This window comes from Moritella sp. JT01 (genome assembly GCF_001574435.1).
GTDB lineage: Bacteria > Pseudomonadota > Gammaproteobacteria > Enterobacterales > Moritellaceae > Moritella.
In genome coordinates, this window is the sequence record NZ_LOCN01000031.1 from 56,449 (window position 1) to 77,248 (window position 20,800).

Annotated in this window: 18 protein-coding genes and 1 riboswitch; of the genes, 11 read left to right on the top strand and 7 right to left on the bottom strand. The window is 41.5% G+C overall.

Annotated elements, in window-relative coordinates; genetic code table 11:
• Positions 1-35: 35 nt before the first annotated feature.
• Complete coding sequence (locus AKG98_RS19645) at positions 36-1,949, bottom strand: ABC transporter ATP-binding protein (protein WP_067050088.1); 1,914 nt, start codon at positions 1,947-1,949, stop codon at positions 36-38.
• A 189-nt stretch (positions 1,950-2,138) separates the two neighbouring features.
• Here AKG98_RS19645 and AKG98_RS19650 point away from each other — a divergent pair, with 189 nt between their 5' ends.
• Both AKG98_RS19650 and slyD read left to right on the top strand, forming a co-directional pair.
• Positions 2,139-2,342: a YheV family putative zinc ribbon protein gene (locus AKG98_RS19650; protein WP_006030054.1), complete on the top strand. Its 204-nt coding sequence runs from the start codon at positions 2,139-2,141 to the stop codon at positions 2,340-2,342.
• Positions 2,343-2,398: 56 nt separating this feature from the next.
• Positions 2,399-2,977, top strand: a complete 579-nt coding sequence (gene slyD / locus AKG98_RS19655) for a peptidylprolyl isomerase (RefSeq protein WP_067050091.1) — start codon at positions 2,399-2,401, stop codon at positions 2,975-2,977.
• Positions 2,978-3,142: 165 nt separating this feature from the next.
• Here the strand turns inward: slyD and AKG98_RS19660 are convergent, their stop codons facing one another.
• On the bottom strand, positions 3,143-3,364 hold the full coding sequence (locus AKG98_RS19660) for a SlyX family protein (RefSeq protein ID WP_045111891.1): 222 nt from the start codon (positions 3,362-3,364) through the stop codon (positions 3,143-3,145).
• A gap of 253 nt (positions 3,365-3,617) precedes the next feature.
• Here AKG98_RS19660 and fkpA point away from each other — a divergent pair, with 253 nt between their 5' ends.
• A complete protein-coding gene (gene fkpA / locus AKG98_RS19665) occupies positions 3,618-4,373 on the top strand; it encodes an FKBP-type peptidyl-prolyl cis-trans isomerase (protein ID WP_067050094.1) in 756 nt (251 codons plus the stop codon).
• A gap of 84 nt (positions 4,374-4,457) precedes the next feature.
• On the opposite strand, the gene AKG98_RS19670 is transcribed toward fkpA, so the two are convergent.
• A complete protein-coding gene (locus AKG98_RS19670; RefSeq protein WP_067050097.1) occupies positions 4,458-4,946 on the bottom strand; it encodes an Rsd/AlgQ family anti-sigma factor in 489 nt (162 codons plus the stop codon).
• Positions 4,947-5,451: 505 nt separating this feature from the next.
• On the opposite strand from AKG98_RS19670, the gene hemE reads away from it, so the two are divergent.
• Positions 5,452-6,516, top strand: coding sequence for a uroporphyrinogen decarboxylase (hemE, locus tag AKG98_RS19675; protein ID WP_067050100.1), 1,065 nt, complete (start codon positions 5,452-5,454; stop codon positions 6,514-6,516).
• Positions 6,517-6,648: 132 nt separating this feature from the next.
• Here the strand turns inward: hemE and bamD are convergent, their stop codons facing one another.
• Positions 6,649-7,386, bottom strand: a complete 738-nt coding sequence (gene bamD / locus AKG98_RS19680; protein WP_067050103.1) for an outer membrane protein assembly factor BamD — start codon at positions 7,384-7,386, stop codon at positions 6,649-6,651.
• Positions 7,387-7,523: 137 nt separating this feature from the next.
• Between bamD and rluD the strand changes: the two genes are divergently transcribed.
• The 4 genes from rluD to AKG98_RS19700 all read left to right on the top strand — a co-directional run bounded on the left by rluD (position 7,524) and on the right by AKG98_RS19700 (position 13,875).
• Complete coding sequence (gene rluD / locus AKG98_RS19685; protein WP_067050106.1) at positions 7,524-8,504, top strand: 23S rRNA pseudouridine(1911/1915/1917) synthase RluD; 981 nt, start codon at positions 7,524-7,526, stop codon at positions 8,502-8,504.
• Positions 8,505-8,510: 6 nt separating this feature from the next.
• The gene (pgeF, locus tag AKG98_RS19690; protein WP_067050109.1) at positions 8,511-9,266 is read left to right on the top strand and encodes a peptidoglycan editing factor PgeF; all 756 of its coding nucleotides are present in this window, start codon (positions 8,511-8,513) and stop codon (positions 9,264-9,266) included.
• A 97-nt stretch (positions 9,267-9,363) separates the two neighbouring features.
• Positions 9,364-11,937, top strand: coding sequence for an ATP-dependent chaperone ClpB (gene clpB / locus AKG98_RS19695; RefSeq protein WP_067050112.1), 2,574 nt, complete (start codon positions 9,364-9,366; stop codon positions 11,935-11,937).
• A gap of 269 nt (positions 11,938-12,206) precedes the next feature.
• Positions 12,207-12,302: riboswitch (glycine riboswitch) on the top strand.
• A gap of 124 nt (positions 12,303-12,426) precedes the next feature.
• Positions 12,427-13,875: a sodium:alanine symporter family protein gene (locus AKG98_RS19700; protein ID WP_228140370.1), complete on the top strand. Its 1,449-nt coding sequence runs from the start codon at positions 12,427-12,429 to the stop codon at positions 13,873-13,875.
• A 291-nt stretch (positions 13,876-14,166) separates the two neighbouring features.
• On the opposite strand, the gene AKG98_RS19705 is transcribed toward AKG98_RS19700, so the two are convergent.
• Both AKG98_RS19705 and AKG98_RS19710 read right to left on the bottom strand, forming a co-directional pair.
• Complete coding sequence (locus AKG98_RS19705; protein ID WP_067050115.1) at positions 14,167-14,760, bottom strand: response regulator transcription factor; 594 nt, start codon at positions 14,758-14,760, stop codon at positions 14,167-14,169.
• On the bottom strand, positions 14,753-15,955 hold the full coding sequence (locus AKG98_RS19710; protein WP_067050117.1) for an ATP-binding protein: 1,203 nt from the start codon (positions 15,953-15,955) through the stop codon (positions 14,753-14,755). Before AKG98_RS19710 ends, AKG98_RS19705 begins: the two co-directional genes overlap by 8 nt.
• 244 nt (positions 15,956-16,199) lie before the next feature.
• Between AKG98_RS19710 and AKG98_RS19715 the strand changes: the two genes are divergently transcribed.
• The 3 genes from AKG98_RS19715 (at position 16,200) to AKG98_RS19725 (ending at position 18,463) form a co-directional block, all read left to right on the top strand.
• Positions 16,200-16,493 carry an MFS transporter gene (locus AKG98_RS19715; protein WP_067050119.1) on the top strand — a complete coding sequence of 98 codons (294 nt, stop codon included), beginning with the start codon at positions 16,200-16,202 and terminating at the stop codon, positions 16,491-16,493.
• Positions 16,487-17,710, top strand: a complete 1,224-nt coding sequence (locus tag AKG98_RS19720; protein WP_067050122.1) for an HlyD family secretion protein — start codon at positions 16,487-16,489, stop codon at positions 17,708-17,710. Before AKG98_RS19715 ends, AKG98_RS19720 begins: the two co-directional genes overlap by 7 nt.
• Before the next feature lie 216 nt (positions 17,711-17,926).
• Positions 17,927-18,463, top strand: a complete 537-nt coding sequence (locus tag AKG98_RS19725; protein WP_067050125.1) for a DUF924 family protein — start codon at positions 17,927-17,929, stop codon at positions 18,461-18,463.
• A gap of 14 nt (positions 18,464-18,477) precedes the next feature.
• Here AKG98_RS19725 and AKG98_RS19730 read toward each other — a convergent pair whose 3' ends face one another.
• Positions 18,478-20,412, bottom strand: coding sequence for a methyl-accepting chemotaxis protein (locus AKG98_RS19730; RefSeq protein WP_228140371.1), 1,935 nt, complete (start codon positions 20,410-20,412; stop codon positions 18,478-18,480).
• Positions 20,413-20,800 lie beyond the last annotated feature (388 nt).

The window sequence follows — 20,800 nt, forward strand, 5'->3', positions numbered from 1 at the left end:
GCAGAGATAAGATCTGCCTCTACTTACTATGTCGTTTAAGCGTGTTCGCTTTCTTCAACCATCTCTTCAAGCTGTTCGTTCAAGTCCATCCAGGTGGTTTCAGCATCTTCAATCGCCACAACAAACTTCGCTTGCTCGCTTAATGCGGTTTTTAGCTTAGCTTTGTTTTGATCTTCATAAATACTGGTTTCACTGAGTTGTGTTTCAACGGCTGTCAGCTTGTCGCCTAAGGTTTCGAGCTGCTTGTCGATTTTTTCAATGTGCTTGCGTACTGGTTGCGTTAATTTACGTAATTCAGCGGCTTTACGTTTTTGATCTTTCTTCGCTTGGGCACTGTTAGCGCCAGTATTGATCACTTGCGTGGCTTGCTTCTCAACTTTTTGTTGTTCGCTTAACCAGCTATGGTAATCATCTAAGTCGCCGTCAAACGGTAATACCTTTTTATCGTGTACCAGGTACAGCTCATCAGTCGTAGAGCGTAATAAGTGACGATCATGCGATACTACAATCATAGCGCCTTCGAAGCCTTGTAGGGCCACTGACAGCGCGTGACGCATTTCCAAATCCAAGTGGTTGGTTGGTTCATCAAGGAGTAACAGGTTCGGTTTTTGCCATACGATCAGGGCTAATACCAAACGCGCTTTTTCACCACCCGAGAATGGACCGACGAGATCTAATGCTTTTTCACCGATGAAACCAAAACCGCCTAAGAATTTACGCAGTTCTAATTCTGTTTTATCGGGCGCAAGACGCACCATGTGTTGTAATGGCGTCTCGTCCAAACGTAAGAATTCTAATTGGTGCTGAGCAAAGTAACCGACTTTTGAATTCGGATTAACTTCTAACGAGCCTCTTAGTGGCGCCATTTCAGCAGACAACAATTTAATTAATGTTGATTTACCTGCGCCGTTACGACCCAATAAACCAATACGGCTGCCTGGAACTAGATTCAACTTAATGTTATCAAGAATCAGGGTGTCGCCATAACCTGCACACACATTTTCCATTGTTAACAACGGCATTGGCAGCGCATCTGGTTTTAAGAAACGAAAGCTAAATTGCGAATCAGCATTGGCCGCAGAAATAAGCTCCATACGTTCCATCGCTTTGATACGACTTTGCGCTTGTTTCGCTTTTGATGCTTTGTAACGGAAACGATCGATATAGCTTTGCATGTGGGCAACTTCACGTTGTTGCTTTTCAAACATCGATTGCTGTTGTGATAGCTTTTCGGCACGTTGTTTTTCGAACGAGGTGTAGTCACCTGTGTATTCATTCAGTTTTTGATCTTCAACGTGAATGATCTTGGTAATAATGGCATCGAGGAAATCACGGTCATGTGAGATCAGCATTAAGGTACCGTCATACTGTTTTAACCATTTTTCTAACCAAATAACCGCATCTAAATCCAAATGGTTGGTTGGTTCATCAAGTAGCAATAAGTCAGAACGACATAATAGTGCTTGGGCTAGGTTTAAGCGCATACGCCAACCACCCGAGAAACTTTGTACTGACAGTTGCTGTTTGTCTTCGCTAAAACCTAAACCTGATAATAACTCAGAACAACGCGCGTTAATGCTATAAGCACCAATCGCATCAAGTTTGCCGTGGATCTCTGCAATCTTATTACCGTTATCCGCCGCTTCTGCTTGTGCAAGGTCTGCTTCTAGTTGACGGAATCCGGTATCGCCATCAAGTACATAATCATGCGCGCTGCGATCGAGTGCTGGTGTTTCCTGTTTGACACTCGACACTTGCCAGCTGCTTGGATAGGTTAGGCTACCATTATCCAAACTAATTTCATGGCGAATAAGGGCAAATAGACTGGATTTACCACAGCCATTCTTACCGACTAAACCAACCTTTTGACCTGGGTTGATTTTGGCACTGGTGTTCGTAATAAGTGGCTTGCCACCACGCAGAAGTTCAATATCGCTAGCTATGATCATATGAGGGCTATTAGTAACTATAATTGCGGCGATTTTAGCCGATTTACGCGCAGTTTAAAATGTTAAACTTTGAAATTTGTACCAAGAATAAAGTACACTCATAGTTAAACGAGGGTAATAGACCAAGAATCAGCAACGATACGCTGATGATTTAAGTTAACTTACGTCGTAAATGACTGGGAGGTTGCAGTGGTTGAACGGAAGAAAAAACGCTTTGTCGCCGGTGCTAAGTGCCCGACGTGCAATGAAATAGATGTGATCCAGCTATTTCAAGTGAATGAGGTAGAAACAATTGAATGTGTCAGTTGTGGCTATACGCAAGCGCAAGCCGATGGAGAGGTGAGTACCGCCACCCGCGATTTTGAACAAATGATAGGTGTCTTTAAACCATAATTTTAGATTGGTTTAAGGTGCACCAAAGACAGTTAATTAGCATTAAGAGAATAAATATGTTTATTGAAGCAAACTCAGTAGTAGTACTACACTTCGCAGTAACAGACGATAAAGGCGAGCTTATCGATGATACGCGTGATTCATCACCACTGGAATTCTTAATGGGTTCTGGTTACCTGGTTCCTGGTCTTGAAGCTGAATTAGAAGGTCTAGCAGTAGGTAACGAATTTGACGTGACAATTCAACCTGAACAAGGTTATGGCATCTACGATCCTGATCTTGTTCAAGAAGTACCTGCTGAGTTATTCGACGGCGTTGAAGGTGTTGAACCGGGTATGGCATTCAGTGCAGACACTGATGCGGGTCACCGTACGGTTATCGTCACTGGCGTTGAAGATGACGTCATTATTGTTGATGCTAACCACCCGTTTGCAGGTCGTACACTGCAGTTTAACGGTGAAGTTATCGGTATTCGTGAAGCGACAGAAGAAGAACTAGAGCACGGTCATATCCATGGCGCTGGCGGTTGTGGTCATGACCATGGACACGAGCATGATCACGATCATGAAGGCGGCTGTTGTGGTTCTGAAGAACCAAAAGAAGAGAAAAAAGACGGTTGCTGCGGCGGTCACTAGTCGTTAGACATCTTAGGGTGTCGGTTATTGATTGTCGATGACCCACAATAACAATTAAATTTCGGTTTAATTAAAAGCAAAATGCCAGTCACTGTGACTGGCATTTTATTGTTTACAGTAAATAACCTGCTATATTTGCTCTCGGCAACCACAGCCATTCACGTATTAATAATGCGGTGGCGGTGTCTCATCTGCTTCGCTTGCTAATCCACTACCCACTTGCATTGTTTTGATGCGACTAATTAAAAAAGTCAGCTGTACTTTCTGATCTTCAAGTATTTTTTGCTGATCAATAATGGCATTATTTAATTGTTCGATAGTGTCGTCTTGAAAACTTAGTTTCATCTCTAAGTCACAAACACGCTCTTCTAATTGCTGAATTTCCATGTTTTTCCGCTATGGCTGTAATTTTATGAACTAAGTTTAACATGTAATGTCGATTTATTTGAGCTGAAATACTAGGCTAGATAGGATGTAAAATTAAGTAAAGTTGGATGATTTATCATTTTTTACATTTATAGTTGTTAATAACTTGTATGGAAGCATCAAATAGTTATGATAATACTAGGTAGTTATTAGGTATAAGTAACTTAGCACGTAGTTGTGGAATTACACTGCATTATTTTAATTAGGTATTTCGATGAAAAAATTTTTTAAAGTAACGGTACTCGCTTCAGCAGTATCTCTGTTGGCTGCATGCGGTCAAGAAGCACAAGAAGCTCCAGCAGAAAAAGTAACAGACATTCAAACATACACTGAAGATCAACAAGCGGCTTATGCAATCGGTTCAATTGTTGCACGCAACTTGGTTGCACCACTTAAGCGTCAAGAAGAGCTAGGTGCACCATTAGATAAGAAAATTATCGTTCAAGGTATTACTGATGCGTTAAACGAAGCAACGCAATTATCTGATGAAGAATTACAAACTGTATTAAAAGCGTATGACGAGAAAATGAATACGCTATCAACTGAAGCTGAACGTGTAGAAAGCAAAAAAGCAGACGTGGATGCAAAAAAATTCTTTGCTGAAAATGGCAAGAAAGAAGGTATCACCACGACTGAATCTGGTCTTCAATATGAAGTACTAGCAACCGGTACGGGCGAGCAAGCAACACCAAATGATACGGTTACTGTACATTACACTGGTTCATTATTAGACGGTTCTGTATTTGACAGTTCTGTTGAACGTGGCGAACCAGCAACATTTGCACTTAACCGTGTTATTCCTGGTTGGACTGAAGGCGTGGCGCTAATGAATGTGGGTAGTAAGTATAAATTATACATCCCATCTGAATTAGGTTACGGCGCACAAGGTGCGGGTGCTGATATTCCACCAAATTCAACATTAATATTTGAAGTTGAATTATTAGAAATCGCTGGCCAAGACAAGCAATAAAAATAATGTTAACTGAAAACCCATTCATGTTTGACGACGTGAATGGGTTTTTTATTGGCTGGAGTTAAATCAAATGTACAGTACTTATTCTGCGTCGACCACTTCGCGATGATAAGTCGCTAGGGTATATAGCAATTTATCTTCTAATTCAAAACGCTGTTCCAATAGCTCACCGACTTTTGACATATCATTATCTAAAGACAGCAGAAGTGTGTCGTCATTTTTATTTGCTTCTGCGTATTTATCATTGAATTCAACCAGTGCTTCTGTCGTTAACACTATCTTAGGTTGGATTTTTTGTGCGAGGGTAAGGCTTTTTGCGCTGTGTTCTGCACATTGAGACACGATCTGGTCATAAACTTCAAAATGGCCCGTAGATAAATAATCAATTAAGATTTGGCAGAAGGCTTGTAGTTCATCTTGGCTGGGTAATACGGCGGTTTTTTCAAATGGGGGTAAGCCTTCGAGTTTGCAATAATCGACAATCAGTTCTTGTCGCTCTTCTAGCCAATGATCGATGGCGTTGTGCGTGCCGCCCCAAGCTTGTTGCGCTTGTTCTAATTTGGTTAACATATGACTTACTCCATGTACCCTTAAAAAAATAAGGTTTCCTATTTCTAAATTCTTTACCGTAAAACGTCAACACTATTTTATCTGGTCAAACCTGATTAATTAGCACCACAGTAATAGATTTATCTACTAAAGGACGATTACTGATTTGAAACTGTTGTATGTCTAATCATAGCACATAAGTCTTTGTTATGACTGATTTTTGGTTTTGAAGAGAGAGCTTGTTAATGAATTGTGATTAAGGTCTCTGATTCGATTAGTACTAATTGCGTAAATTAATTGCGCTAATTGAAACATAGATTGAATGAGCCGTAATAGGCAATTTAAAGCTGTTGTTTTTTTCTTCGCTCAGTCAGTAATCTTGGCCAAATTTTTTATATTTTGGCGTTAATCCCCTGTTATGATCAACTTGTTGTTAAATTAACGGTGAAAATGGCGTCAGATATTTTGTCAATTGTTGAATAATGTTACAATCACGCCATATTAGAGCCGCAATTCAGGAAAGGATATGAGCGAGTTAAAGAATGATCGTTATTTACGTGCGTTAGCCAAAGAATCGGTAGACCAAACACCAGTATGGATGATGCGCCAAGCAGGCCGTTATTTACCAGAATACAAAGCAACGCGTGCTGAAGCAGGTGATTTTATGTCGCTGTGTAAGAATGCAGAACTTGCTTGTGAAGTAACGTTACAACCATTACGCCGTTTTCCACTTGATGCGGCAATTCTGTTTTCAGATATCTTAACTATCCCTGATGCGATGGGTTTAGGTCTGTATTTCTCAGAAGGTGAAGGTCCTAAATTTGAGCGACCTATCACGTGTAAAGCAGATGTTGATAAGATCGGTATCCCAGATCCAGAAGGCGAATTACAATATGTAATGAACGCGGTGCGTACTATTCGTAAAAACCTTAATGGTTCAGTACCGTTAATTGGTTTTTCTGGTAGCCCGTGGACGTTAGCAACTTATATGGTTGAAGGTAGCGGTACTAAAACTTTCACTAAAATTAAGAAAATGGCATTCGCTGAACCACAAACGCTACACTTATTATTAGATAAGTTAGCGGATTCAGTGATCACTTACCTTAACGCGCAAATTGCGGCGGGCGCACAGTCTGTGATGGTATTTGATACTTGGGGCGGCGTATTATCGCCACGAGATTACAAAGATTTCTCACTGCAGTACATGCACAAAATTGTTGATGGCTTAACGCGTTTTAACGATGGCCGTAAAGTACCTGTTACGCTGTTCACTAAGAACGGTGGTCAATGGATCGAGCAGATCGCAGCAACAGGTTGTGATGCGATTGGTCTGGATTGGACAATTGATATTGCGGAAGCTAAAGCCCGTGTTGGTGATAAAGTTGCACTGCAAGGTAACATGGACCCTTCAATGCTTTATGCATCGCCAGAACGTATCCGTGAAGAAGTAAGCACGATATTATCTGGTTTTGGTAAAGGCAATGGTCACGTGATGAACTTAGGTCATGGTATCCATTTAGATGTTGAACCTGAAAAAGCAGGTGTATTCATCGACGCGGTTGGTGAATTGAGTAAGCAATACCACAAGTAAGCTATAATTTGACTACAGTATCGGTTACCTTCATACGGTAATCGAAAACAAAAACGGCGTCTATTTGCATAGACGCCGTTTTTTTATATTTTATTTTTAGCCTTAATAATCGTTAGCGAGGTGCGTAGATCATTAATCTGCGTTAACTGCTAAGATCTTTTCGGCGTTCGCTTTCAGGGTTGGCTGTTCTAAAATGTCGTACGCTTTAATCATTACTTTTAATGCGCCAGTTCGTGACTCTGTATCTGCAAAATTATCGATAATATACTGTGCACGCTGGATCGCCGCGATGTAGGCTTTACGTTTCATGTAATATTCTGCTGCAGATAATTCATAACGTGCAAGACGACTTTTAATCGAAATAGCACGCTTTTGCGCATCAGCCACATACTCACTTTCTGGGTAGCGTTTGATTAGGCGAGCGAAGTCATTGAAGGCTGCATTTGCATAACTTGGGTCTCGATCTGAACGATCTATATTAAATAGGTCATGAAATAGGTTATAATCCGCGCCCATATTGGTGAGTCCACGCATATAGTAGACATAGTCTATGTCTTTATGGCTTGGATTTAAGCGAATAAAGCGATCTATATTGGCCAATGCCTGTGCTGTGTCACTATTCTTGTAGTAAGCATAGATCAAGTCTAACTGCACTTGTACTGTGTGCGGGCCAAATGGATAACGCGTATCAAGCGCTTCAAGCGTTTCAATAGCGGAAACAAAATTACCCGCTTGTAACGATTGTTGAGCGATGCTGTACAGCTCGATGGCTGGTTTATCCGGTACAGTAGGTTCTGATTTTGAAGAACAACCTGTTGCCACAACCAGTGCGAGCGATAGACTTATTGCTAATTTTATTGATTTTTTCATTAGGTTGGATAAATTCCAAATTGCTTAATGCGAAAAATAGTTACGTAGCCAATATGCTACAGCAAAATAAAAGGCTAAAATAGCCTGAATCCTGTAATTATACTGAAAATTAGGACCGAAGAGGGTCCCTGCTACCTATGAGCCAACATATAGAACTTTCTGCCGTTGTTGCAGAACACCAAGTCGGTCAACGTTTAGACCAAGTTTTAGCCGAGATGTTCCCAGATTATTCTCGTACACGTCTGAAAGAATGGATTCTTGCAGGATTTGTTAACTTAAATGGCAACGTTGTCGTTAAAGCACGTGAAAAAATGCAATACGGCGATAAAATTATCTTAAACGCAGAAGTTGACGAAGAAGTGCGTTACGAGCCACAAGATCTGCCACTTGTTATCGTGTATGAAGATGATGATATTCTAGTGATCAACAAACCAGCTGGTTTTGTTGTACATCCAGGAGCTGGTAATCCAGACGGTACAGTACTGAATGCATTATTATTCCATTATCCAGACATTATTGACGTGCCACGTGCTGGTATTGTTCACCGTCTCGATAAAGACACAACGGGTTTGATGGTGATTGCGAAAACAATTCCAGCACAAACACATTTAGTAACAGCACTACAGGCTCGTCGTATTACGCGTGAATACGAAGCGGTTGTATCAGGTACTATGACTGCGGGTGGTTTTGTTGATGAGCCAATCGGTCGTCACGCGACTAAACGTACGCAAATGGCTGTTCGTCCACTGGGTAAAGCAGCAAAAACACATTACCGTGTTGCTGAGAAATACCGTGCGCATACGTTATTAAGACTGCGTCTTGAATCAGGTCGTACTCACCAGATCCGTGTCCATATGACGCATATTACCCATCCTATCGTTGGTGATACTGTGTATGCTGGTCGTCCGAAGCCACCTGGCAATGCAACGGATACGCTAATTATGGCTTTACGTGGTTTTGGCCGTCAGGCACTACACGCACGTATGTTGAAATTAGAACATCCAGTAACAGGTGAAATGATGATGTGGCGCGCAGAACGTCCGTCTGATATGAATACATTAATTCATATCCTACGTGAAGATACGGCGTTAAACATGGTTGATGATTACATTAGTTAAACATTGATGATGCCCCGTTTTATTCAACCTAACTGGCCAGCGCCAAGCAATGTTAAGGCGCTAAGCACGACTCGTGAGGGTGGCGTTAGTCACATGCCTTATGCAGGACTAAATTTAGGTCTGCATGTGCAAGATGATAGTCAGTTGGTGTGGCAAAATAGGCAGCTGTTAATGACAGCTGCTCATTTACCACAACAGCCATATTGGTTGAATCAAACCCACAGTACCGACGTTGTTAGTTTAGTGGGGCAATCCCACAATGCGAAGCAACTTCCTGCTGCGGATGCGTCTGTAACACAGATGACGGGGCAAGTTTGTTTAGTGATGACGGCAGACTGTTTACCGCTCTTAATTTGCGATAAAGCGGGTACGCAAGTTGCTGCTATCCATGCTGGTTGGCGTGGTTTACTCGATGGTATTATTGAAAACACCCTTGTTAAACTTACCGCTACACCAAATGAGCTATTAGTGTGGTTAGGTCCTGCAATCAGCCAAGCACATTTTCAAGTAGGCAGTGAAGTACGTGATGCCTTTATTGCACATGATCCACAAGCAAGTAGCGCGTTTATTGCCGATGGTGATAAATGGTTAGCGGATTTATATTTATTAGCGCGTCAACGTCTACAAGCGTTAACGGTTAATACGGCTGATATTTACGGTGGTGACCACTGTACTTACCGCGAAATTGATTTATTCTATTCATATCGACGAGATAACCAAACGGGTCGCCAGGCAAGTTTGATTTACCTTGAATCTCAATAAATAATCCCCAGATAATAACTATGGGTTTTAGTGCCTTGCTAAATATACCCACCAATTAAATGACTATAATTATAGCCACGACCGATAGGACATCGTTATGCGCTTAGATCAACTTACCACCAAATTTCAAATGGCTATTTCCGATGCGCAGTCACTTGCTCTGGGTAAAGATAATCAATTTATCGACCCTATACACTTGATGACCGCGTTATTAAACCAAGATCACAGTTCCCTTCGCCCCTTACTGACCGCCGCGGCGATTGATGCAAATTCATTACGCTGGCAGCTGGCTGATGAGCTTGATCGCTTACCTAAAGTACAAGGTACCCAAGGTGACATCCAATTATCATCAGCTTTGAATATGTTATTAAATTTGTGTGATAAATATGCCCAAAAACGTAAAGATAAATTTATTTCTTCCGAGTTGTTTGTGCTTGCGGCAGTTGAAGATAAAGGGCGGTTAGGGCAATTATTACGAAAATCGGGTGGTACACGTAAAAATATTGAAGAAGCGATTGATGTGATCCGTGGTGGCGACAAAGTTGATAATCAAGGCGCAGAAGAGCAACGTGAAGCCTTAACTAAATATACCTTAGATCTAACCGAGCGTGCCGAAGTTGGTAAGCTCGATCCCGTGATTGGTCGGGATGACGAGATCCGTCGTGCTATCCAAGTATTACAACGCCGCACTAAAAATAACCCAGTATTAATTGGTGAACCAGGGGTGGGTAAAACCGCCATTGCCGAAGGTTTAGCACAGCGTATTGTTAATGGTGAAGTGCCGGAAGGGTTAAAGAATAAACGCGTGTTATCACTGGATATGGGCGCGTTAATTGCCGGGGCTAAATACCGTGGTGAATTTGAAGAACGGTTAAAATCAGTGATCAAAGAACTGGCGCAAACCGAAGGCCAAACTATTCTGTTTATTGATGAACTACATACCATGATTGGCGCGGGCAAAGGTGAGGGCGCGATGGATGCCGGCAATATGTTAAAACCAGCATTAGCCCGTGGTGAATTACATTGCATGGGTGCGACCACCCTTGATGAATATCGTAAATATATTGAAAAAGATGCGGCACTTGAACGTCGTTTCCAAAAAGTACTGATTGAAGAACCAAGTGTTGAAGACACCATTGCCATCTTACGTGGTTTAAAATCACGCTATGAACTACACCATAATGTTGATATTACCGATCCGGCTATTGTGGCGGCGGCGACCTTATCTCATCGGTATATTTCCGACCGTCAATTGCCCGATAAAGCCATTGATCTGATTGATGAAGCGGCATCGTCTATTCGCTTACAGATGGATTCAAAACCGGAAGCCTTAGATAAGTTAGAACGGCGTATTATCCAACTTAAAATTGAGCAGCAAGCGCTGGAAAAAGAAGATGATTCAGCCAGTATTAAACGTTTATCGACGATTGCTGAAGAATTGGATGATAAGCAGGATAAGTTTAACGAGCTAGATGAAATCTGGCGGACTGAAAAAGCCGCGCTTTCTGGTACTAAGCACATTAAGTCAGCGTTAGATAAAGCCCGTGTTGAGTTGGATATGGCCAGACGTGCGAGTGATTTAAATAAAATGTCAGAACTGCAATACGGCACTATTCCGATGTTAGAAAAACAATTGGATTTAGCCGCCCAAGCTGAAATGCAAGACATGACCTTGTTAAAGCATAAGGTCGGTGAAGCTGAAATTGCCGATATTTTATCGCGTTGGACGGGGATCCCGGTTAACCGGATGCTGGAAGGCGAAAAAGAAAAACTGCTGGCGATGGAAGATAACTTACATCAGCGGGTGATTGGTCAGGCCGAAGCTATCAGCGTGGTATCCAATGCGATACGTCGTAGCCGTGCAGGGTTGGCTGATCCAAACCGTCCGATGGGATCTTTTTTATTCATGGGGCCCACGGGTGTCGGTAAAACCGAAGTATGCAAAGCCTTAGCCGATTTTATCTTTGATTCAGACCAAGCCATGGTCCGTATTGATATGTCTGAGTTTATGGAAAAACATTCAGTCGCGCGGTTAATCGGTGCGCCTCCGGGTTATGTTGGTTATGAAGAAGGGGGTTACTTGACTGAAGCGGTACGTCGGAAACCTTATTCAGTGATCTTGCTGGATGAAATTGAAAAAGCCCATCCGGATATTTTTAATATTTTATTACAAGTATTGGATGATGGTCGCTTAACCGATGGGCAGGGCCGTACGGTTAATTTCCGTAATACGGTGATTATTATGACCTCTAATTTAGGCTCTGATATCATTCAAGAAGAATACGGTAAACATGATTATGATACGGTGAAATTACGTTTATTAGAGTTACTTGGACAGAGCTTCCGCCCTGAGTTTATCAACCGTATTGATGATACAGTGGTGTTCCACCCATTGGGTCGTAGCCACATTGAAAAAATTGCCGTGATCCAGTTAAAATCATTAGAGGCGCGATTAAAACAGCTGGGTTATAGTTTGTCGATCACAGCAGGTGCATTGGCAAAATTAGCCGATGCCGGGTTCGATCCCTTATTTGGTGCTCGGCCGCTAAAGCGCGTATTGCAAAAGCAGGTCGAAAATCGCTTAGCCAATGCTATTTTAGCGGGAGAGGTAGTACCTGGTAAATCGATTAAGATAAGCGTGGTTGATGATGAGTTAAGCGTTAGTCAATAATCGCTAATGACCATGAATAACACATAATTAAAGCAGCCCTGATTAACAGGGCTTTTTTCTGCCCAAAGATTAATTGTTAATCATTCAAACTACTCTATTGGTTTTTGTTGAAGTTATCCGTGCTAGTATTTGTCAATTCGCAGTGTTTGATACTGCGGCATATCCACACTAAGTTCGGATGAAGGTAGCAGGAGAGTGGCCAATGTGCCCGCCGAAGAAGTAAATCTTTCAGGCGCTTTATTTCGCAAGAAAAAGCATGGACTGTTACTGGACGAGCCTCTGGAGAGATCCATTAAATTGGACGCCGAAGGAGCAAAGCGACAATGTCGTTGAAACTCTCAGGTACAAAGGACAGAGGATAGGATTATTTTTTTTGCGTACTTTCACGTCTGCTTTTTACTGTGGCTTTTGCTGTGGTTTTTTTGCTTCGTTACCCATCTTGAATAATTACATCCTCCTCAGATTCACATTCTCGAGGAATGATTTTTAATGCACTATTTACAATTAACAGTACTACAATTTTCTTTACTACAAACAGCACCACTACCACCACCTTCTTTATTAGAAACCCTACAAAATACCCTGCAAAGCATCGATCATTTTATTTGGGGTCCGCCATTATTATTACTTTTGGTCGGCACCGGTATGTATCTCACTTTGCGTTTAGGTTTTTTACAAATCACCAAATTACCCTTAGCGCTAAAGTACCTGTTTTCAGGTGATAAAGACGACAACGATCTACATAATAAAAAGCAGGGCGATATCAGTAGCTTTGCAGCATTATGCACCGCACTTTCTGCCACTATCGGTACCGGTAATATTGTCGGTGTTGCTACAGCGATTAAAATGGGTGGTCCCGGTGCATTATTCTGGATGTGGGTGGCGGCCTTTTTTGGTATGGCGACCAAATATGCGGAATGTTTATTGGCGGTGAAATACCGTGTTGTTGATGAAAATGGGCAAATGGCGGGCGGTCCTATGTATTATCTTGAACATGGTTTGGGTAGTCGTTGGCTAGCGAAAGCTTTTGCCCTGTTTGGTATTGGTGTGGCGTGTTTTGGTATTGGTACTTTCCCACAAGTGAATGCTATTACTGATGCTGTGCAGATCTCGTTTAATATTCCGGTGTGGTTATCTGCGGCGATACTGACGGTATTAGTCGCGATGGTGACCTTAGGTGGTATTCGCTCTATTTCAGCTATTGCTCAACGTACTGTGCCATTTATGGCGGTATGTTATGTATTCGCTTCGTTGTTGGTTCTATTATTTAATATCGAGGCGGTGCCTGATGCAATTGGCTTAGTGATCAGTAGTGCGTTTACGCCAACCGCTGCAACTGGTGGTTTCTTAGGCGCGACTGTGATGTTGGCTATTCAAAGTGGTGTGGCGCGTGGTGTGTTTTCTAATGAGTCGGGTTTAGGCAGTGCGCCGATTGCAGCTGCGGCAGCAAAAACAGATTCCTGTGTGAAGCAGGGGCTGATTTCAATGACAGGTACCTTCTTCGATACCATCATTATTTGTACCATGACAGGTCTCACATTGGTGTTAACTGGAGTATGGAGTGGTGAAACATCCGGTGCTGCGATGACAACGCTCGCATTTGAACAAGGTTTATCACCGCTAATTGGCCAATACGTTATTACTTTAGGGCTCGTATTTTTCGCCTTTACCACTATTCTCGGTTGGAACTACTATGGCGAACGTTGTGTGCAATATCTGTTTGGTCAGAAAGGCATTAAACCTTACAAGTATTTCTATATTTTGTTGGTCGCTGGTGGCGCATTCTTACAGTTGGATCTGATTTGGATCTTGGCCGATATTGTGAATGGCTTAATGGCGATCCCGAACTTAATTGGTTTGATTGGTTTACGTCATGTGGTGATTGCCGAAACGCGATTATTCTTTGATAAATTAACGCTGGAACAGCAACACGCATAGCCAGTATAAAACGGCAATAAAGACGTTGTTTTTATTGCCTCTCCAAAGATATATAACAGAGTTTGGGGCTATTAAAATGAAACCACTCTTTGCTTATCGCTGGCATTGAGGTGTGTGACGATAATGTTACAGTAATGTGCATCACCAGTGTGTAGTTAAGTCACTGTTTTAACTGTTATTTAAATGTACCCGTGGTTTGGTTGTAAACTTACGTAATTTAATTACACTTGTTACGTAAGTTTATTACAGTAATTCATCATAACGATAAGTGAGATAATACGATTTAATCCATCAATCCATCAATCCATGATTAAGTGCATATTGGATTAGCTCGGCACTGGTTTTTGCATTGATTAATTTCATGATCGAATATTTATGAAATTCGACAGTGCGCGGTGAAATAAACAGTTCATCTGCGACTTGGCGTGCAGATTTCCCCTGCGCTAATAGACGTAATACGCTGATTTGACGAGATGATAATTTTGGTTTGTCGGTATTTACTGAAATAGAGGTCGAGATATATTCATTTCCCGCCAGTACTTGGTTAACCGCTTCGATTAAGCTCTCGCTCGCTTCATGCTTGAGTACATAACCTTTTGCGCCAGCAGCCATCGCACTTTCGGCATATTCTTGTTCGTCATGCATCGTGAGACAAATAATTTTCACGGTTTTATTAATCCGCTTTAACGCCGCAATAGCCGCGATCCCAGTCATGTCTGGCATGCTAATGTCGGTGATCACTAAATCCGGCTGATGCTGTTTGACCAGTTCGATCAATTCTAAGCCATCTTTGGCAATCGCTAAAATCTGATGCTCAGGTTGTAAAATACTGGCGATGCCTTGCGCTACAATCAGATGATCATCGGCTAAAATTATATTACTCATAATATTCCTTTAAGGTCGGGATCATGATATCAACGATAAAACCGCCATCTTCTGGAGAGGTGAATGCCGCGGTACCGTTAAATAATTGCGCGCGTTCTTGAATGCTGATTAATCCGATACTGCCTCTTGTTTGGTTTAAATCCAGGTTGCAACCAATCCCGTCGTCGATAATTTGAAAGTGAAGATTATCTTCATTGTGCTGTATCAACACAAATACAGCAGACGCTTGCGCATGCTTGGTAACGTTGTTTAATGCTTCTTGTAATATGCGGTAAAGATTGAGAGATAGTTCTTTATTAAGTGTCGGAATCGGGTCGAATAAAGTTTGTATATCAATATCTTTGATTGTTGATATGCGTCGACATTCCGCTTTTAATGCGGTGATTAAACCGAGATCTTCTAATATCGCTGGGTGTAACGATCGTGATAAGGCTTGCATATCTTTCGCCAAACCTTGGATCTCGTGGTGTAGTGCATTTGCCGATTGTTTGTCACTGTCGACAATCAAGGTCTGCGAAAGCGATGATGCTTTAATGGTTAATAGCGCCATGCGTTGCGAGAAATTATCATGCAATTCACGAGATAACATTCGACGTTCGGTTTCTTGGCTATCCATTAAATGGTGAGATAATAACTCGAGCTTTTCATTTTTATGCTGCAGCTTTTCCCAATAGGCGTAACGCTCGTAAGTGCACGCGAGGATCTGGCCAAAACTCCTGATCCCTGTGATGGTGTCTTCATGCCAATGCACCGGTTCGATATAGCGGCTAGCAGTAATACCACCCCAAATACGACCACGCACACGAAAGGGCACGACAATATGAGAAATAATGCCTTCCATCTTTTTGAGCACCAATTCATCATGATTGATAATATCGAGCAGATTACCTTCTGCAATAATGAGTTCGCCTTTACTTATCTGCTCCAGATAAGGTGAGTAGAGTCCTTGTGCCGGTAAAGCAACGGGTTTGTAACCAGGAGCCGCAACAGCAAGTGCGCCTTCAAAGCTATTATCTGGCGTTAAACGAACCAATGACATGCGTTGAACTTGGATGTAAGGCAAAAAAGTAGTTAGCGAAGATTCAATCGCAGTCAGTAAGTCGACGGTATCGTTTTCCAGTAACCAATTGGAAACCTCAAAGGTAAATTGTTCGATACTTAAGTCAGTCTCATTTATGTTGGGCAGTTCCCGCATATGCAGCGTCCTTATCACGTTTAAGGTAGATATCATTCGTGTCATTACAGTAATATATTATGGGCTTTCTACGTGCTATTTGGCTATAAAAAAATAGTTGATATGTGTAAACCTAGCAATTCTACGAGTACCTTTTCCCTTCCTTTCCCGAATATAATCGATCTCATTATTGTTATTTACTTTAGGCCTAATTTGTAGGTACTGAACTAGCTAATTGAGGAATTAACCTGTGAGTTTAATATCTATGCCTTTTGTGGGCACTGGCTTTGATACGGGATTACATATTATTGCTGCTGTTGTGCTTATCGGAACGGTGGCGGCTGCAGGAATTGGCTTTTGGAAGTTTCATGAGGTTCCTATTCATCAGGCGCATAAAAATAGCCATCAACAATTAACCTTGATCACGACATTAACTTGGGTCGGATTTATTTGGCATTGGGTGTGGGTACTTGCGGTGATTATTGCGTTTGTCGATGCAGAACAAGCCATTGCAAAAGTACGAGATATTTGGAAGTCAGAGGGGAATAACGCATGCTAGAAGGGTTAGCTGTTTGGGCATTCCTTATTTATCTATTACGGTTAATTGGTATGCCATGGAATAAATATTCTAAGAGTTTTGCCTATATAGGTGGCTCCGCGTGGTTGTTATTCGTCTGGGTTGGTTTAATTACTTATACACCAATGGATTTGTCGGGTGGTTCATTAGTGCAGTCGCCACATATTCAGTTACGCCCAGGTTCAACGCAGGTGACCGGCAACATTAAAACGCTCCATGTTAAACCGAATCAAACAGTCACCAAAGGTCAGCTTATTTATGAACTTGAAGATCAGGTTTATCAGATCGCACTGAATAAGTCTGCTGCGCAAGTGAAGAGTGCTGAAGTTGCGTTAACATCGTCATTAGATGATGTGCGTATTAATGAATCTAAATACGCGATCGCGCATAAAGAGATAAGGATCAATCTCGATCAACAAGCTGAAATAGACGTCGATATGAATTGGAAGAAGACGACATTGCAGCGTTATATTGATCAAAACAAAGTGGCTGCATTTACCATCACTGAAAGTAAGTTAGATGAGCAAAAGACTGAGGTACAAGTAGCGAAAGCAAAATTGACCGTGTTGCAATCTAAAGCTGAAAAATTAATACTAAATGCACAGCAAGCCCAGCTTAATACCATCAAATCCAAACATGCTGTGAATAGTCGTAAAGCTGATTTAGCCAATCAAACTGAAGAGTATGCACAAGCACTGTGGAATTTAGATCATACCCGTGTGTATGCGCCAGCCGATGGTTACTTAACAAATTTTATTATTCGTGAAGGTCAATACATAGGTGCGATGCCACGTCTTCAAATGTATACCAATGAAAAATACGTGCTAATGCGTGTAAACCATCAAGCAATTCGCAATATCAAAGTTGGTCAAGGTGCTGAGTTTGCGTCCGCGGTTTACCCTGGTCATATTTTTGCTGCTGAAGTGGAAGGGATCATAGAAGCGACAGGCGAAGCGCAAGGTTCATTGCTGGCAAGAGAAACCTCGGTTCGAGCGACCACGGGACAGAATGTAATGAATAAGCATCATTTTGTGCGTCTAAAGCTGATTGAGACCGAGGATTATGACATCCCCGTTGGCGCTGTTGGTTTAGCCTGGATAAGTGGTGCTAAACCCATTGCGTTTCTTGGTTTCTTAGATGTTATTCGCGGTATTATTATTCGGATGAAATCCCAAATATACTATTTCTACACCATGTAAATAGTGTGTTCAAATGAGAATCAAAAACCGAGTGCCTTAGGTATTCGGTTTTTTCGTCAATACAGTCTTAGACCGACATTGTATCATGCGCTAGAAATACAGAATAAAACTGCACGTAAATGTGAGAACTGAGATCTAGGTGTCGTTATCAAGTGGGCTCAGTGATTCGCGTTAATCTATACTCAATTGGTGAGATCATCAGAGATGGGTTTAACTATGTATAAAGAAGTGATTAAGTTTTGGTTTGAAGAGATTAACCCTGCAAAATGGTGGGTTAAGGACATTGAGTTTGATCGGACAATTGTAACTCGATTTAGTGAGTTGCATAAGCGCGCTATTGCAGGTGAGTTATTTCATTGGCGTCGAAGTGCCGAAGGACGGTTAGCAGAGATTATCATTTTGGATCAATTTTCGCGCAATATGTACCGTGATACGTCGTGTGCATTTATCTATGACAATATGGCGTTAGCGCTTGCCCAAGAAGCGATCGCGAATGGTGCAGATAAAGAACTCTCGCAGCTGCAATGCAGCTTTCTTTATTTGCCTTTTATGCATAGCGAATCATCAGTGATTCATCAACAAGCGGTATTTTTATATCAAGGTAATGATATTCAAACTAACCTTGAATTTGAATTACAACACCAAGCGATTATTGAACAGTTTGGCCGCTATCCTCATCGTAATAATATTTTAGGCCGGAAATCGACAGTCGAAGAACTGGCGTTTCTCGATACCCCAGGTTCAAGTTTTTAATGTTTAGGTCTAGTTTAGGCAAAGATACTTAATATCTGCTGAACTTGTGCCGATACCTGTTGCTGTGCTGACAGGGTTTTATGACGGGTGTCTTCACTGTGATTTTTCAGCGCCTGCATTTGATCATTTACGACACTAATATAGCTGACTTGCTGATGAGTATTGTGACGACTATTTGCCGCGTTTTGTTGTGACTGTTCAGATTGCTGAATGACGCTATTAATTTGTTTGTGCATGTCCTGCGCATTATCCAACTGCTGTTGACAGCGCTGTGCGATATGAACAATTTCATGTTCGAGTGATGTGCTCGAACTATTTAATTGAGTTAGAAAACTGCTGATTTGTTCTAGTGCTTGTTGGGTTTTTTTCGACAAATTACGTACCTCGTCGGCGACGACTGCAAAACCACGTCCTTTCTCTCCCGCCCGCGCTGCTTCAATTGCCGCGTTGAGTGCCAATAAATTGGTTTGATCGGCGATATGATGAATGGAAGCTACAATAGTTTCGACATTTTCCATGTTGGTATTTAAGGCTTTAATAGCTTTTAAACTGTCTGTACCTGCTTGCTGTGTCTGCTGAGTCGCCAAGCTGAAATCGATAATCTGACTCGCTGCTCTATGCATTTTTTGATTCGTTTGCTGGGTTAAGTCATGCACCGACTGGGTTTCGGTATCGATTTGCTGTGCTAATGCATTAATTGCTGAGACGCCACTGCTTATATCACTAATGGTACCACTGCTTGCTTGTGAGTATTGGCTAATGGATTGGAAGTCATCTTGCAGTGAATTTAATGCATGAGTCACTTGCTCTACTTGATTGAGTTTAGCGACTTGCTCTTGTTTAACGTTATCAAGTAGCTGATTAAAATGTAAGGCGATTAAACCGATTTCACTTTTATGATCGGCAAAGGTCAGGCGTTCACGGGTATTGCTTTCAACTAAAGAGGCGAGGGCTTTATCTAGTTTAATTAACGGTTTTACCACCCAATATTTCTGAGCATAAAACAAGCTAATACCAAGTAAGATCAAACTGAGTGCGATCACGGCAAGGTATAAATAGGTGTTTTGTCTTTGTGTGTTGGCATAGTCATTAACGGGTTTATCTAATGCTAAGATCGCGGCTTGAATATTACTGATTGCCGTTAAAGCGAGTTGTTGGTTATCTGTTTGCTCAGAAAGTACGGTTTTAGTATTCAATAGTTCTTTTGGATAACGGCTAATAAGGCTGTTTAGTTCATTGGTAACATCAACAATTAAAATAGTTTCTTCATCTTCTTCGTCATTTAAGAAGTTATCGTCTTCACTCGTAAGTTCAGTGCTGGAGTCATAATGGCTCAATTGGGACAGTTCGCTAATCAGCAGAGCGGTTTCTTTTACTACGAGTAACAGCTCTTGCCATTGTGATGTTTGTAACTGATTAAAGTAGCGCTGGCGTTGATTGGTTAAATGCGCGAGGCTAGCCTGAATATCACTGATGAGGACTAGGTCTTGTTGACGTAGCGGTATCTCATTTTCTAATAACTGGCGCTTTAATAATGATAAATTGTCCGCCAGTTCTTTTTCGTTAAAATTCAGTAGCTGAAAATTATCAGAGGCAAATTTACCCGACGAACGTAAAGGTCCTTCAACAAGGTCTGCAAACTGATGGAGTTCTTTGCTTAATGTAGAGGTATCAATGGCACTAGCCAGTTGCTCAAGTGAATTGATTAACTGACTGATAATTTTTTCGGACTGTTGTAAATCGGCAGTATTACCTTGCTGTAAGTAATCTGAGATCGAGTGGTTTAATTTAATCGTGACTTGTTCTTTCATTTGCGCAAACATCGAATTTTGGTGATCAAGACGATTAAGCTGCTGGTGGCTACCGTAAAGGGTATAGGTCATTAAGAGTGAAAGACAGATTAAAGTAAGGGAACTGATTCGAGAAAGGGTTGTTATACGCAAGGTCATCATCCTGATAAGCTATCTATGTTGATGCATTGCAGTGTAAAAGCGAAAGGTGACAGTTATATGAATATTGTTTTGTTTATCTATGTTTAGAGCAATTACGTAGATTAGTGAGCGTTTCTATCATTATATGATGCTGAGCTCGCTGTTAGCAGCGACTATCTTCTATAACAAGACTATTTTTGTCATGGTTCACGACTGAAAAGTATTAAAACGTCACGTTTTGAGTGTTTTTTAGTCGAATTAAGTGAAAGTGTCATAAAACTCAGTAAATCACTTGCCAATAGAACCTTATTATCTATAATGCATCCCACTGACACGGCAACAGCCGTTCAGTATGCTCTTTAACAATTTATTCAAGCAATCTGTGTGAGCACTTGCAGAGATATAA